The following is a 14,880-nucleotide window of genomic DNA, read 5'->3' as shown; positions in this document are numbered from 1 at the left end:
CGCCCCGCCTATCGGGCCAGTCGCGTACGTGGCCCGGCGCGGAGCACACCGGACGGCAGTTGCCGGCCCACCAGCCGCTCGGCCAGTTCGGCGACCTCGACGAGGGCGTCCAGGTCGATGCCGGTCTCGATGCCCATGTCGTGCAGCATGTGCACCGCCTCCTCGGTGGCGAGGTTGCCGCTCGCCCCTGGGGCGTACGGGCAGCCACCGAGGCCACCGACACTGGCGTCGAACTCGGTGACCCCCAACTCCAGCGCGGTGAGCAGATTCGCCAGCGCCGTACCGCGGGTGTTGTGGAAGTGCAGCAGCACCGGGATGTGCGCGTTGCGGTCGCGTACCGCCGTCAGCAGCTCCCGCACCCGGCGTGGCGTGCCCATCCCCGTGGTGTCACCGAACGCGACGCGGTCGGCGCCGTCACGGACGACCCGGTCCACGATGCCGGCGACCCGCTGCGGGTCGATGTCCCCTTCGTACGGGCAGCCGAAGCTGGTCGCGACGATCACCTCGGCGCGCGCGCCCGCACCGTGCAGCAGGTCGATCAACTCGGCGATGTCGTCCAGCGACTCCTCCGTCGAGCGGTTGACGTTGCGTCGGTTGTGCGTGTCGCTGGCCGAGACCACCACCTCGATCTCGGTGAACCCGGCGGCCAGCGCGCGCTGCGCGCCGCGGGTGTTCGGCACCAGCGCCGAGTAGCGCACCCCGTCGACCCGGTCGGCGCGTTGCCACACTTCGTCCGCGTCGGCCATCTGCGGGATCGCCTTCGGGTGCACGAAGGACACCGCCTCGATCCGCTTCACGCCGGTGCGGGAGAGCGCGTCGAGCAGGCGCACCTTGGCGTCCGTCGGGATCGGGTCCTCGTTCTGCAACCCGTCGCGGGGTCCGACCTCCCGGATCGACACGGCGTTCGGCAGGCTCGTCATAAGGGGTCACCTCACTGTGACGGTGCTGGTCCTGTTCACCCCCAGCATGTCACCCCGCCCGCCCCACAGGTTGATCATGAAGTTGTTGCTGCGACACGCCGCGGCGCAGGGCAATAACTTCATGATCAACGGTGCGGGGGTGGGGGGTGGAGGGGCCCCGGGGGGTTGGGTTAGCGGAGGTGGGTGACGATGCGGGTGTCGTAGTCGCCGGAGAGGAACTCGGGGTGCTCCAGCAGTTCGGCGAAGAAGGGGAGGTTGCACTTGGGGCCGGCGATCTCGAACCCGGCCACGGCCGCCTTCGCGCGCTCGATCGCCTCGGCCCGGTCCGCCCCGCTGACGATCAGCTTGGCCATCAGGCTGTCGTAGAACGGGGTGACCGTGTTGCCGGCGGCGTAGCCGGAGTCGACCCGTACACCCTCACCGACCGGCTCGGTCCACGTGCTGATCACGCCCGGGCCGGGGAGGAAGCGCTTCGGGTCCTCGGCGTTGATCCTCAGCTCGATCGCGTGCCCGCGCGGAACCAGCGCCTCCGGGTCGAACGTCGGGGCCAGCCCGGAGGCCACCCGCAGCTGCTCCGCCACCAGGTCGATGCCGTAGACCAGCTCGGTCACCGGGTGCTCCACCTGGAGCCTGGTGTTCATCTCCAGGAAGAAGAACTCCTGCGTGGTCGGGTCCAGCAGGCACTCGACTGTGCCCGCGTTGCGGTAGTTCACCGCCTCGCCCGCCCGTACCGCCGCGGCGAGGAACCGCTCCCGCAGCTCGGGGCCGACCGCCGGTGACGGGGACTCCTCGACCAGCTTCTGGTTGCGGCGCTGCACCGAACACTCGCGCTCGCCGAGCGCGACCACACGACCGTCGGCGAGACCGAGGATCTGCACCTCGACGTGGCGGACCCGCGGGAAGTACCGCTCGATCAGCACCGAGCCGTCGCCGAACATCCGCTCGGCGAACGAGCGCACCTTGTCGTACTCGGTGCGCAGCGCCGCCTCGTCGGTGGCGACACCCATGCCCATGCCGCCACCGCCGGCCGCGGCCTTCACCATCACCGGGTAGCCGATCTCGGCCGCCGCGGCGACCGCCGCCGCGAGGTCGGCGGCGGGCTCGGTGGTGCCGGGGGCGACCGGGACACCGGCCGCCGCCATGAGGTTCCGGGCATTGATCTTGTCGCCCATCGCGGCGATCGCGTCGGCGCCGGGTCCGACCCAGACCAACCCGCTCGACTCGACGGTACGGGCGAAGTCGGCGTTCTCCGACAGGAAGCCGTACCCGGGGTGGATGGCCTGCGCCCCGGTGGACTTGGCGGCGTCGAGGATCGCCTCGGCGTTGCGGTAGCTCTGCGCGGGGTTGGCCGGCCCCACACACACCGCCTCGTCGGCCTCGGCGACGAACGGCAGGTCGGCATCGGCCTCCGAGTGCACCGCGATCGCCCGGACGCCGAGCCGCCTGGCGGTACGAATGATCCGGCGGGCGATCTCGCCCCGGTTGGCGACCAGCAGCGACTCGATCATGTTTCCTCCAGGCGTCCAGGGGTGGGGACGGATGTCAGAAAACCACGCCCGCACCGTGACGCACGAGTCCCACCCCCATCCACCGCATGGACCGGGCGGCGGAATGGGACGAGATCAGGCCAGGAGGGCGGCCAGGGTGGCGCCGCGGAGCAGTTCCGCGCGGCGACGGCGGTCCACCTCGCCGCCGAGGAACGGGGTGGAGTTCATCAGGCCGAACGCCGCGTGCGCCAGCACCCGCGCCTCACCGTCGGGCATGCCCGGGTGCAGGGCGGTGAGCACCGTCACCCACTCCTCGACGTAGAGCCGCTGAAGGCGGCGGATCCGGCGGCGCGGCTCGTCGGGAAGACGGTCCAGTTCGTGCAGGTGCAGGGCGATCACCGCCGGGTTCGCCAGCGCGAATTCGACGTGGAAGTCGATGAGCGACTCCAGCGCGGCCCGCGGATCGTCCGGGTGCGCGGTGGCACGTTCGCGGCCGCCGGCCAGCAGCCCCTCGCTCACCGGGATGAGCGCGGCGACCAGCATGGCCTCCTTGCCGGCGAAGTGATGGTAAAGGGCCGGCCCGGTGACCCCGGCCGCCGCACCGATGTCGTCCATCGAGACCCCGTGGTAGCCACGGGCGGCAAAGAGGCCGACCGCGATCTCGAGGATCTCGTCCTTACGGGAACGGCGCCGGTTCGCGCCGGCCGCGCCCCGCGCCTGCTGCTCCACCGTCACGAGGCAAGCGTAGACCCGCGCTCGGCGCGAGGAGCAGGCGCGGTTACGGGACGGTAGGTCACTCCGCCGATGGCCCGGGCCGACCGGCGCGGCGGCCGGCCCGGGTCATGGTCAGTGATCGTGATCGTGGTCGAGATCGTGCTCGGTACGCAGCTTCGCCGCCTCGTCCGGGCGGCCCAGCCTGTCCAGCGCCTGGGCCAGTAGCCACGCGGCCTGCTGGACCGGCCGGGTGCCGACGGGCAGCCCACCCAGCACCACGCGCAGCAACCGCTCCGCCTCGGCCGGCCGGTCCAGCCGCAGCAGCAGCTCACCGGTGAAGATCTCGACCTGTGCCGCCTCGCCGAACGCCTCGATCGTGCGGAGGCGGTCGGGCACCCCGTCCAGCCGGTCCAGCGCCTCGCTCTCCCGGCCGTCGCCGGCCAGCACCCGAGCCGCCACCTCGGCCGCCATCGCCCGCTCGTACGTCGCCGGCGGCTCCGAGTCCTCGGCGAGCGCCGCCGCGAGGCGGTCCATCATCTCCAGGACGCGAAGAGCCGCGGCGCCGTCACCGGCCCACATCCACGCGTACGCCTCGCGCCGACGGGCCCGCAGTTCGTCCACCGGGTGCCCGGCCAGCTCGTACGCGCTCGCCGCCGCCGCGAACCGCCCGGCGGCCGCCGCGTCCCGGTCCGCGTCGTAGAGCAGCCCGCCGGCCTCTTCCAGCATCTCCGCCCGGTGCGGCAGGTTGTCCGGCCCGTCCAGGTTCTCCGCCAGCTGCTCCAGCAGTGCGAGCGCCGGGTCGATCTCGCCGAGCCCCTGGTAGATGCCGGCCAACAGGTAACGGCAACGGTCGGCCTGAACCTGAGCCCCGAGCTTGTCGAGCCCGATCACGGCCTCCTCGGCGACCTCGGCCGCCTCGTGCAACCGGCCGGCGACCCGGTACGCGTTGGCCAGCTCCCAGCGCAGCAGGGCGTCGCCCGGCGCGCCCTGCTCCACGCAGAGCGTGACCGCCTCGGCGAAGTCGTCCACCGCGTCGTCGGCCCGCCCGGCCGCCATCAGCGCCCGGGCCCGGGTGACCCGGACCGCGACCAGGGCGGCTCGCGGCGCCACGCGCAGTGCCTCGTCGCAGGCGGTCACCGCCTCCGCCGGGTCGTCCGCCGCCCGCGCGTACGCCAGGCAGGCACTCATCAGCAACTCGCCGACGCCCAACTCCCGGGCGAGCGTCCGGGCCCGTTCGGCCGCCGCGCGGAACTCCGCCGCCTGCTCCGACTCTTCGAGTGCGTGGGCGCGGTGCAGCGCGACCCGCAGTTCCAGGTACGGGTCGTCGACCGCCTCCGCCGGGATCCGCTCCAGCACGGCCAGCGCCTCGGCCCAGCGCTCGCCGTGCATCAGCGCGAGCGCCACCCGGTCGTACGCGGCGGCCCGCTGCCGGTCGTCCCCGATCCGGTCCAGCGCTTCGGCGGCCGCCTCGACCAGCGCCAGCCCTTCCTGCCTGCTCTCCTCGGCCATCGCGAGCAGCACACCGAGCCGGCTGGCAACCACCTGTGCCCGGACCTCGTCCCCCAGTTCCCGGTGGGCGGCTGTTGCCGCCCGGGCGGTCTCGATCGCCTCCGCGACCTGCTCGCCGTCGCTCAGCTCGGCCGCCCGAAGCTCCAGCCGGCGAGCCCCCGCCGAAGGGGTGGGCTCCGCCGCGCCGAACCGCTCGTCGTACGCGGCCAGGGCGGCCCGGAAGCCGGGGCGGTCGTGCCGGTGCCAGCTCGACTCGGCGAGGTCGAGCAGTTGGTCGGCGCCGGCGTCCGCCGGAATCTCCGGTGGCACCGGGTTCGGAACGACCGCGCCCTCGACGTCTAGCGGCGTGAGGTCCGCCGCCGGGGAATCCGGGCGCGGTGCACGACGGCGCACGCTCGCCGAGAGCGGCAGATGCTCACCGGTCGGCCGCATCGCGAGGCGGGCCGCGACCAGCTCGGACTGGCGGGCGGTGCCGTTACGGGCGTCGAACCGGGAGGCCAGCTCGGTGGCGGTCCGGGCCAGTTCCGCGGAGAGCCGGGCCGCCGGGACGTCGGCGGCCGGCCGGTCACCCGCCGCCCGCCGGTACACGGTCAGCTCACCGTCCACCTGCTTGAGCGCCGCCGAGGCCGTCGCCGCGAAGTGCATGGTGGCGGCCGGGGAGGGCGACCGATCCAGCCAGTCCAGGTGCCGCTCGACCAGCTCCAGGGCCCGCGCCTCGTTACCGGTCACCATGCAGAACTCGATGTGGTCGCCGATGTCCCACAGGTCGGAGATGTTGCCGCGCATCCGGCGGTACGCCGTCCGGTGCGCGTTGCGCGCGTCCTCGTGCCGCCCCGACCGCAGGTACGGCACGAGCAGCGCGGTCAGGATGGCCTGCGGCTGCTCACTGCAGGTGAGCCGGCCGGCGAGCACCGGCTCGGCGAGGGTCGCCGCCTCGGCGTACCGGCCGGTGTCGGCGAGGTACTGCACCTCGGTGGTCGGGTCGCAGCCGGCGCAGTCGGAGAGGTCGTCGCGCGGCGTGGTCTGCCAGAGCCGGTACCAGTGCGCGGCCGCGTCGCTGTCGCCGACGTGCTCGGCCACCCGGAACCGGTGCTTGTACACGGCCTGGAGGCTGTGCCCGCCGGCCCGGTAACGCTGCTCCATGTCGTCGATGACCGCGTACGTCCGGTCGAGCGGCACCTCGGGAAACTTCAGCATGAGGTTGACCATGTACTTGAAGTGCCAGAGCAGCTGCCCCGCGTAGCGGGCATGGTAGGGCTGCGGATCCCGGTCGAACTCGGCGAGGCACCAGGAGAAGGTGACGAAGGACTTCGCCGGCTCGCCGCCGTACGTGTACGCGTTGGTGCCCTGCAACCGGGTGACGAAGGCCAGCTCACGGTCCTCGGCCGCGTCGACCCGCCGGAGCAGTTGCTCCAGCGCGGCGATCTGTCCCGGCCCGAACGGCATGTTGCAGACCTGCCGGAACACCCGCCAGAGGTCCTCGATCGTGTCCACCCGTCACTCCTGTCCGGGTACGGCCCGGCCCAGCAGGCCGAGGAAGGAACTGTTCAGCAGCGCGGCGTCCCCCGCGCGGATGGGATGGTGCCCGAGCAGCAACGCCTGTCCGTAGAGCGCCTCGACCGCGAGCCCGACCAGCTCCGGATCGGTGAGCGTGCTGACCCGGCGGACCAGCGGGTTGCGGTGGTTGAGCACCAACTGCGGACGATCCGGTGGGGCGGACGCGGCGAGCGCGTCGAGCACCCCACCCCACAGCTCGTCGGCCTTGTCGCGGCTGGCCGCGAGCTGGTCGTTGAAGGCCGCCGAGCGGCTCACCAGGTAGAGCGCGGGTAGCGAGACCGGGTCGTAGGCCCGGATCACCACCTCGCAGCCCGTCCGCTCCAGCGCCCGCTGGGCGCCGGCGAGGAACGACCGCAGGGCCAGCTCGACCTGGGGGTCGAGACTGTCGAAGCGGGTGGTCAGGTCGCTCGGTTCCAGCCGCTCGATGAGCACTGACCGGTCGACGGCGGGCAGCCGCTCGATCAGCTCGGTGTCGTACGTGTAGCCGCCGTTCACCACGGCCAGGTCCTGAGCCGCGGCGACCGCGGCGAGTTGCCGGAACTCGTCCAAACTCGCCGCGTACCGGATCAGGCCGTGCCGCTGCCGGAACTCGGCCAGCGTGAGCGTGCCGACGTTCGTGTCCATGGGCCACCACTGGTCGACCAGCCGGAGCATCTCGTCGTCGTGCAACGCCAGCGCCTTGACACCGAGATGATGGACCTGGAGAAACTCCCCCAGCCGGCGTGGGTCGTGCTTGGCGAGCCGCACCAGCCAGCCGCGCACCTGGTCGCCGAGCGCCTCCCGGGTCGCGGTGAGCAGCGAGTCCTCGTAGAGCGCCTCGCGGCTCGCGGTCGGCCGCAGTTCACTGGCATCCACCACACAGTGCGCGAAGAACGCCCAATCGGGCAGCAGCCCGTCGGCGTGCTCGGTGAGGAGCATCCGCTTCAGGTAGACCCGGTGGCCGGCCCGGGCCGCCGGGTTCACCGGCTGGGAGAGGATGAACGCCGCGCCCGTCAGCCCAGCCTCCGGTACGGAGAGCGGCAGCACGTCGAACGGGTCGAAGCCGAGTGTCTCCCGGGCGTACCGGATCAGGGCCGGACGGTCGACGGGCGTGCCGGGTGTGACCGGCCAGGGCGGTGGCCCGGCGGTCGTGGTCACGTCGCCGACCCGGACTGTGAACGGCAGCAGCGAGCCGAAGAGCCGGGCCAGGTCGATGACGGTCGGGGTGGTGAACCACTGCTCGGCGGCCCGGCGTGGGACGAGCGTGACGGTGGTGCCCGGCTCGCTCCGCCCGGCGTCCGTAGGCGCGAGCTGGACCGTGTAACGGCCGTCGGAATAGCCCGTCCAGCACACGGAGGGCTCGTCGGCGTGCCGGGTGAACACCCGGATCTCGTCGGCGACCAGGAAGCAGGAGAGCAGCCCGATGCCGAACTGGCCGAGGAAGTCGTGCCGGGAGAAGCCCAGCTCGTCCCGCTTGGAGCTGCGGCCGATCGTGGCCAGCAGCTCGTGCACCTGCGCCTCGGTGAGACCGATGCCGGTGTCGTGCACCCGGAGCGTCCCGTCGCCGGTCAGCTCGGGTGGCTCGATGCGGATCAACGCGGGCGCGTCGGGGTGGGACGCCCGCCGCGCGGTGATCGCATCGACCGCGTTCTGTAAGAGCTCGCGGACGTACACCCGCGGGCTGCCGTAGAGGTGATGACTGAGCAGGTCGACGACGCCACGAAGGTCGACCTGGAAAGTGTGGTCCACGCCTTTGCGCTCCCCGGTCCGATGCCGGCGCTCACCGTACCGATGATCACCGACAGGCGCGTCCCCCTTTCACCTGGCGGCTTGACCCTCGACCGGGTCGAACCCGCAGCCTCCCCGTCATGTCCGCAACCCGTCTCGGTCGCGACTTCCACCTGCTGTGGTCGGCCGCCGTCTCCTCACGTTTCGGCGACGCCCTGCGTACGCCGGCGCTCGCCCTGCTCGCCGTCACGCTGACCCGCGATCCCCGGCTGATCGCCGCGATCACCGTGGCCGGGCAGCTCCCACCACTGCTGTTCGGTCTGCTCGGTGGCGTCTACGCCGACCGCTGGGACCGGCGGCGCACGATGGCGGTGGTGGACGGCGTACGGGCCGCCCTGGTGGCCGCGCTCGCCGTGGCGATCGCCGTCGACCGGGCCGGAATCGTGACGCTGCTGCTGGCGGCGTTCCTGCTCGCCGCCCTGGCCGCACTCTTCGACGCCGCCTCCTTCGCGCTGCTGCCGTCCGTCGTGTCGCCGGCCGCCCTGCCCCGGGCCAACGGTCGCCTCCAGGCCGGTACGGCCGTGGCCGGCGGCCTCATCGGAGCGCCCGCGGCCGGGGCGGCCTTCGCCCTGGCCCCCGCTCTCCCCTTCGCGCTCGACGCCGTCACCTTCGCCCTCGCCGCGTTCCTCGTCCTGGCGCTCTCGCCACTCTCACCTGCCTCGGGCCACGTACGGGCGGGTGCCCGACTCCCGCGCCCTCGGGTCGGTCGCCGTGCCGCCGCGACCAAGGGTCACGGTGTGGACGTGGCGGGCGGCGCGGACGGCCGGGGCGGCTCGCTCTGGGTGGAGATGACGACCGGTCTGCGCTGGCTGCGCGGCAATCGGACACTGTGGCGGGTCGCCCTGCTCACGGCGGCGAGCAACCTGGCGATCAGCGGCCTGCTGGCCGTCCTGGTGCTCCATGCGTTGGAGGTGCTTCGCGTGCCCTCGGCCGGGTACGGGCTCTTCACCGCGACCGCGATCGTCGGCGGGGTGGTCGGGGCGCTGACCGCCGGCCGGCTCGCCGCCCGGCTCGGCACACTGCCCGCGCTGCGTGCTGTGCTCGCCGCGCAGACCGTCGCGCTGGCCGGGTTCGCGCTCTCCCGGAACCCGGTGTGGGCGGGTCTCGCACTGGCGGTCTTCGCCGCCGGCACGTCCGTGTGGAACAGCCTCTGGACGTCGTACGGGCAGCAGCAGGTGCCGGCCGCACTGCTCGGTCGGGTGGGAGCGGCTCAGCGCATGCTCGGTCTGCTCAGCGCGCCGGTCGGCGCCACGCTCGCCGGGCTGGTCGCCGGGGCGTACGGGACGGTGCCGGTCACGATCGCGGCCACGGCGACGTTCGCCCTGGTCACCGTCGCGGCATGGCGAGTGCTGCGACCGGCCGTACCGGCGCCGGCCGCCGACCGGCCCACCACCGACGGGACAGCAGCCCGGCCAGTGCCGCACCGGTCGCGTTGAGCACACCACCCCAGTCCCGCCGGACCTGCGCCATCGGCGCAGGTTATCCGGCACTCGCGCTGCCGTGGGAGAGCCCGGAGAGGCGCAGGGCGATCCGCTGACGAAGGGGCGGCACCGCTCCGGCGAGCCGCAGCAGCACGTCCCGCACCGGCCGCCCGGCCGGGGGCAGGGTGGCCAGCCGGGTGAGCCCGGCCGCGAAGCGCAGCACGTCCTCGGCCATCGGCCGCTGCCGGGCGGTGTAGTCGTCGAGCAGTCTCTCGGGGCCGCGGGTGAGCACGTCGGTGAGGGCGGCACCGAGGGCGATGGCGTCGCAGATGCCGAGGTTCATGCCCTGCCCGCCGGCCGGGCTGTGCACATGCGCGGCGTCCCCGGCGAGCAGGAGCGGCCCGGCGCGGTAGGTGTCGGCGACACGATGGTGCACCCGGAAGCGGGAGGCCCACAGCACCTCGGTCACGCGATCCGGGTGACGCGCCGGTCCTCGCTCGTCGAGCAGGGACTGGAGATCGGCCTGTCCGGGCTCGGCGGCTGCCTGCCGTACGGCCGCCACCAGCCGAACCACCCCGTCCGGCAGCGGCGCCCAGATCAGTGGTCCGGATCGGGCGAGGAAGAGGGCCGCCTCGTCGCGCGGCAGGCCGCTGTGCACGCGGACGTCGGCGAGCACGAAGGACTCCGCACTGGTCTGCCCGGCGAAGCCGATGCCCGCGATCTGGCGGACCGTGCTGCGCATGCCGTCCGCGCCGACCACGAAACGTGCCTGCAGCAGTTGGTCGTCGACCCGCGCGACCACGCCGTTGCCGGCCGACGTCACGCCGGTCAGCCGGCACGGCCGGTGCACCATGACGCCCAGCCCGCTCAACTGCTGGGTGAGCACCGCCTCGGTGACCGACTGGGAGATCAGCAGCGCGTAGGGAAACCGGGTCGGCAGCCGGTGGAACGGCACCGCCATCAGCACCCGGTCGTGGTCGCGTACGGTGAAGCGCGGTGCCCGCACGCCCTGGACCACCAACGGCGCCGCCGCGCCGATCCGGTCCAGCACTTCCAGGGTGTACGCGTGCACGACCGCCGCCCGGGAGGTCGCCGGTGGCCGGTCCAGCTGGTCGAGGATGGTCACGTCAACCCCTCGCCGGGCGAGCGTGAGCGCGGTGGCGATTCCCGTCGGGCCGGCTCCGACCACCAGGACGTCGGTACTCGTGGGCAGCATGACCACCTCCGGAGCAACATAGCCAACAAACGTTGGCCAACACTTGTTGGCAAGTTTGGCCAGAGTGGACTGGAATGTCAACGGGCGTTGGCCTACGGTCGTTGGCATGACAGCAGCAACCGAGCCGACCCGTCCGCGTCGGTCGGACGCCACTCGCGCGGCGATCCTCCAGGCCGCTCGGGACCGGTTCGCCGCCGAAGGCTACGAACGGGCGACCATCCGGGCGATCGCGGCGGACGCCCGCATCGACCCGTCGATGGTGATGCGGTACTACGGCAACAAGGAGGGACTCTTCGCGGCGGCGGCCGAGTTCGACCTGCGCCTGCCCGATCTGACCACTGTGCCGCCCGGACAGCTCGGTGAGGCACTCATCCGCCACTTCCTCTCCAGGTGGGAAGGGGACGAGACACTGGCGGCACTGCTCCGCGCCGCCAGCACCAACCCGGGCGCGGCTGAGCGGATGCGGGCCATCTTCGCCGACCAGATCACCGCGGCCGTGGCCGCCTTCGACACCGACCCGGCAGCGGCGGCCCGGAGAGCCGGCCTGGTGGCCGCCCAGACCCTCGGCCTCGCCTTCACCCGCTACATCGTCCAGCTGCCACCGATCGTGACGATGACGCCGGAGGAACTGATCGCCTGGGTGGCACCGACCCTCCAGCGTTACCTGAGCGGAGTTCCGGAAAACTGACCCAACCTTTCTGCCTTCCCGTGCGTCTGGCAGGTGACGCGGAACGCGACGGCCCGGAGAGGTGGGCGGATGGGACCGGCGGCGAACGACGGGCGGGACGGCTACGTCGCCTTCGTCGAGAACCATCAGCACCGGCTGCTGCGCGCCGCGTACCTGGTCTGCGGCAACCGGCACCAGGCCGAGGACCTCCTCCAGGACGCGCTGCTAAAGCTGGCGCTGCGCTGGTCCAGTGTGCGCGAAGGCGACCCGGCTGCGTACGTGCGGTCGATCCTCTACCGGGACACGATCTCCTGGTGGCGACGCCGTCGGCGGGAATGGCTGAGCGCCCAACCGCCGGAGCGGGTGAGCGCCGACCGGGACGGCGCGCTGCGGCTCGCGCTACGCGACGCCGTCGGCCAACTCCCGCCACGGCAACGGGCGGTACTGGTGCTGCGCTACTACGAGGACCTGAGCGAGGCGGCCACCGCCGAGGTGCTCGGCGTAACCGTGGGCACGGTCAAGAGCCAGTGCCACGCCGCGCTGCGCCGGCTGCGCGAACTCGCCCCCGAGTTGGGCCGCGACGACGGCCTGCCCACGGAACGGAGGTGAACCGGTGAGGGATGAGGACCTGACCCGGCTGCTGACCGTCGCTGCCGAGGACGTGCGCCCGAGCCATTCGGCGGCGGCCGGCTGGGAGCGGGCTCGCCGCGTCCGGCATGCCCGCCGCGTCGCCGGCGCCACCGCCACGGCGGTCGTCCTGCTCACCGGCGGTGTGGTGCTGGCCCTGCGTCCCGCCGACCTGCCGGCACCGACCACGGCCGCCACCGTGACCGCGACGCCAGTCCCGAATGCGCCGGTGCAGCGGCCGCCGCAACAGCTCACCTATCCCGCAAGCCCGCTCAATCGTCTCGGCGACCCGGTGACCGCGTCGCTCTCCAGCCGCCCGGTCCGCCAGGCGCTGGCGCTCTATCAGCCGGTCGACGCGGAAACCGGCACGGAGGGACGGATCCGGGTGCTCGGCGATGACGGCCTGGTGCGGGAACTGGACGTGGTAACCCCGGCCCGAACCCGGGACGCCAGCGGCAACGAGGCCTTTGCCCTGAAGTCCGGAAGTCTCTCCGCGGACGGTCGGCTGGCCGCGTTCGCCCAGACCGGCGAGGTGATCGTGGTCGATCTGACCACCGCCCAGGTCCGTCGCTATCCGCTCAACGGCTACCTGGAGCACGTCCTCTGGGCCGGCGACCGGCTCTTCGTCGGCGACAACGACACGACGTACGAGCTGGACCGACGCACGGGTGTCAGCCGGACGATGCCGCTCTCTCCGTGGGAGATGGTCGTCCCCGACCAGGACGACCGAACCGACACCCTGCTGACGCTGGGTGACCTCCGGGACGGCCTGACCCTGAGCCGCTGGACGCAGAGCGCCGACCGCACTGATCGGGGCGACCGGCCGGTCGATTTCCGCGCGCTGCCGGCCGGCAACCGGGTGAACGAGTTCTACGGACGGGCCTGGCAGCGCGGCGACGAGGTCGCCCGGGCGGGTTGGATCAGCACCGGCGGCATGGACGGGCTGGAGGGGGTCGCGGTGTTGGACGCCACGACCGGAGTGGTGACCCGGCTGCTCGACCTGGGCCGCGACCGATGGAAGGGCTGCTGCCAGGTACTGGGCTGGGACGGCGACGCCGTGCTGCTCCGCAACGACCCGGATGGACTGCTGCGCTGGGAGCCGGCGACCGGCGAGGTCACCGGAGTGGCCCGGAACCTGAAGGGCGAGATCTCGCTCGCCGCCGGATGATCTGCCGGCTACCGGCCGCTGTTGAAAGGGGCCCTTCGCACCGGCTCCGGTGCGAAGGGCCCCTTCATGTGGTTCGCCGGGTCAGGGGTTCAGGCCACCGGGCTGGTCGCCCTGCACGACAGGGGCGCGCACCAGGTTGCCCCACTCGGTCCACGAGCCGTCGTAGTTGCGCACCTGCGGGTAGCCGAGCAGGTGCCGCAGCACGAACCAGGTGTGGCTGGACCGCTCGCCGATCCGGCAGTAGGCGACGATGTCGTCGTCCGGGCTCAGCCCGAGCTGGTCGGCGTAGATCGCGCGCAGCTCGTCCGCGGACTTGAACGTCCCGTCGTCGTTGGCCGCCTGCTTCCACGGCTTGTTCACCGCACCCGGGATGTGCCCGCCGCGCAGCGCGCCCTCCTGCGGGTAGTCCGGCATGTGCAGCATCTCGCCGGTGTACTCGCCGGGCGAGCGGACGTCGACCAGCGGACGGCCGGCGGCCACGTGCGCCATCACCTGCTCGCGGTACGCCCGGAGCGGAGCGTCGTCCCGCTGCGGCACCGGGTACTCGGCCCGCGGCCGGGTCACCTTGTCGCGGCTCAGCTCCCGCCCCTCGGCGATCCACTTCTGCCGGCCGCCGTCGAGCAGCCGTACGTCCTGGTGGCCGAAGAGGGAGAAGACCCAGAGGGCGTACGCGGCCCACCAGTTGAAGTTGTCGCCGTAGAAGACGACCGTGTCGTTGCGGCCGATGCCCTTGGCGGCGCACAACTCAGCGAAACTCTTGGCGTCGAGGTAGTCCCGGGTCACCTGGTCGTTCAGTTCCAGGTGCCAGTCCACCTTGACCGCACCCGGGATGTGGCCGGTGTCGTAGAGCAGGACGTCCTCGTCGGACTCGATCACGACGAGCCCCTCGTCGCCGAGGTGCTCGGCCAGCCAGGCGGTGGTGACCAGGCGCTGCGGGTCCGCATAGGCCTGGAGTCGGGGATCAGGATCGCTCGGCACAGACATGATCCCCAAGGTACGCCGGATGCGCCGGTACCGACCCGCAAACGTGACCGGCCAGGCACGCCGGCAGCGGTCAGTCGCCGATCGGGCCGAGTATCGGGCGTTTCGCGGAGACGGTGTCGCCGGATGAGCGGCCGGTGAGCCGGCGTTTGATCCACGGCGCGAAATGCTGACCGGCCCAGCGCAGGTCGGCCGTACGGGCGGCCAGCCACGGCGTCGGCTCCGGGTGCGGTGGAACCAGGAGCCACTCCTCGTCGCAGCCCACCCCGAGCGCGTCGAGCACCTGGCCGGCGACCCGCCGGTGCCCCGCCGAGGAGAGGTGCAACCGGTCGGTGCCCCACAGCATCGGGTGGAGGTACGTGTCGTCGGCGTAGAGGTCGACCATGATCGCACCGTGCCGTTCGGCGGTCTCGCCGACCGCCCGGTTGAGCAGCTCCACCCGGGGCTTGACCAGTCGCTGCCCGGGCAGCCGGGCCATCACGTCGGCGAACCGGAAGATCAGTACGTCCGCGCCGGTCGCCCGGAACTGCCCCACGATCTCGTCGAAGTGGGCGACGAGCCTCTCCCCGTCGAAGGTGCGGCGCAGCACGTCGTTGCCACCGGCGGCGAAACTGACCAGGTCCGGCTTCATGGCGAGCGCCTCGGGCACCTGGTTCGCCACGATGTTCGGGAAGAGCCGGCCGCGGATGGCGAGGTTCGCGTACCGGAAGTCCGGTCCGGCCTCGGCGGCCAGCCGGGTCGCGACCAGGTCCGCCCAGCCGCGGAAGGTGCCGTCCGGGTACGGGTCGTCCATCCCCTCGGTGAAGCTGTCGCCCACCGCCACGAAGCTGCGCCAGCGCACTGCCG

The 14,880-nt window shown here is 72.6% G+C and carries 12 protein-coding genes; 4 read left to right on the top strand and 8 right to left on the bottom strand.

Annotated elements, in window-relative coordinates:
• Window positions 1-8: 8 nt before the first annotated feature.
• From AB0F98_RS09825 to AB0F98_RS09805, 5 genes are all read right to left on the bottom strand, one after another.
• Window positions 9-920 carry a hydroxymethylglutaryl-CoA lyase gene (locus AB0F98_RS09825; protein ID WP_357731529.1) on the bottom strand — a complete coding sequence of 304 codons (912 nt, stop codon included), beginning with the start codon at window positions 918-920 and terminating at the stop codon, window positions 9-11.
• 170 nt (window positions 921-1,090) lie between these two features.
• Entirely contained in the window at window positions 1,091-2,428 is a 1,338-nt protein-coding gene (locus tag AB0F98_RS09820; RefSeq protein ID WP_357731526.1) for a biotin carboxylase N-terminal domain-containing protein, read from the bottom strand.
• A 114-nt stretch (window positions 2,429-2,542) separates the two neighbouring features.
• A complete protein-coding gene (locus AB0F98_RS09815) occupies window positions 2,543-3,142 on the bottom strand; it encodes a TetR/AcrR family transcriptional regulator (protein WP_357731523.1) in 600 nt (199 codons plus the stop codon).
• A 111-nt stretch (window positions 3,143-3,253) separates the two neighbouring features.
• Window positions 3,254-6,124 carry a hypothetical protein gene (locus tag AB0F98_RS09810; protein ID WP_357731520.1) on the bottom strand — a complete coding sequence of 957 codons (2,871 nt, stop codon included), beginning with the start codon at window positions 6,122-6,124 and terminating at the stop codon, window positions 3,254-3,256.
• A 3-nt stretch (window positions 6,125-6,127) separates the two neighbouring features.
• A complete protein-coding gene (locus AB0F98_RS09805; protein ID WP_357731517.1) occupies window positions 6,128-7,915 on the bottom strand; it encodes an HSP90 family protein in 1,788 nt (595 codons plus the stop codon).
• Between the two features lie 119 nt (window positions 7,916-8,034).
• Between AB0F98_RS09805 and AB0F98_RS09800 the strand changes: the two genes are divergently transcribed.
• On the top strand, window positions 8,035-9,390 hold the full coding sequence (locus AB0F98_RS09800) for an MFS transporter (RefSeq protein ID WP_357731514.1): 1,356 nt from the start codon (window positions 8,035-8,037) through the stop codon (window positions 9,388-9,390).
• Between the two features lie 43 nt (window positions 9,391-9,433).
• Here the strand turns inward: AB0F98_RS09800 and AB0F98_RS09795 are convergent, their stop codons facing one another.
• Window positions 9,434-10,591: an FAD-dependent oxidoreductase gene (locus AB0F98_RS09795; RefSeq protein WP_357731511.1), complete on the bottom strand. Its 1,158-nt coding sequence runs from the start codon at window positions 10,589-10,591 to the stop codon at window positions 9,434-9,436.
• Window positions 10,592-10,697: 106 nt separating this feature from the next.
• Here AB0F98_RS09795 and AB0F98_RS09790 point away from each other — a divergent pair, with 106 nt between their 5' ends.
• The 3 genes from AB0F98_RS09790 to AB0F98_RS09780 all read left to right on the top strand — a co-directional run bounded on the left by AB0F98_RS09790 (window position 10,698) and on the right by AB0F98_RS09780 (window position 13,053).
• Window positions 10,698-11,279, top strand: a complete 582-nt coding sequence (locus AB0F98_RS09790; RefSeq protein WP_357731508.1) for a TetR family transcriptional regulator — start codon at window positions 10,698-10,700, stop codon at window positions 11,277-11,279.
• A 69-nt stretch (window positions 11,280-11,348) separates the two neighbouring features.
• Window positions 11,349-11,867, top strand: coding sequence for a SigE family RNA polymerase sigma factor (locus AB0F98_RS09785; RefSeq protein ID WP_357731505.1), 519 nt, complete (start codon window positions 11,349-11,351; stop codon window positions 11,865-11,867).
• A 4-nt stretch (window positions 11,868-11,871) separates the two neighbouring features.
• A complete protein-coding gene (locus tag AB0F98_RS09780; protein ID WP_357731501.1) occupies window positions 11,872-13,053 on the top strand; it encodes a hypothetical protein in 1,182 nt (393 codons plus the stop codon).
• A gap of 81 nt (window positions 13,054-13,134) precedes the next feature.
• Here AB0F98_RS09780 and AB0F98_RS09775 read toward each other — a convergent pair whose 3' ends face one another.
• Together AB0F98_RS09775 and AB0F98_RS09770 are read right to left on the bottom strand one after the other, a co-directional pair.
• Window positions 13,135-14,037 (bottom strand): sulfurtransferase, encoded by a 903-nt coding sequence (locus tag AB0F98_RS09775; RefSeq protein ID WP_357731497.1) that lies wholly within the window; start codon window positions 14,035-14,037, stop codon window positions 13,135-13,137.
• A gap of 70 nt (window positions 14,038-14,107) precedes the next feature.
• Window positions 14,108-14,875 (bottom strand): SGNH/GDSL hydrolase family protein, encoded by a 768-nt coding sequence (locus AB0F98_RS09770; RefSeq protein WP_357731494.1) that lies wholly within the window; start codon window positions 14,873-14,875, stop codon window positions 14,108-14,110.
• Window positions 14,876-14,880 lie beyond the last annotated feature (5 nt).

The organism is Micromonospora sp. NPDC023737 (assembly GCF_040639715.1).
Lineage (GTDB): Bacteria > Actinomycetota > Actinomycetes > Mycobacteriales > Micromonosporaceae > Micromonospora.
The sequence above is the reverse complement of the archived record's forward strand: the minus strand, read 5'-3'. Positions and strand labels throughout refer to the sequence as shown.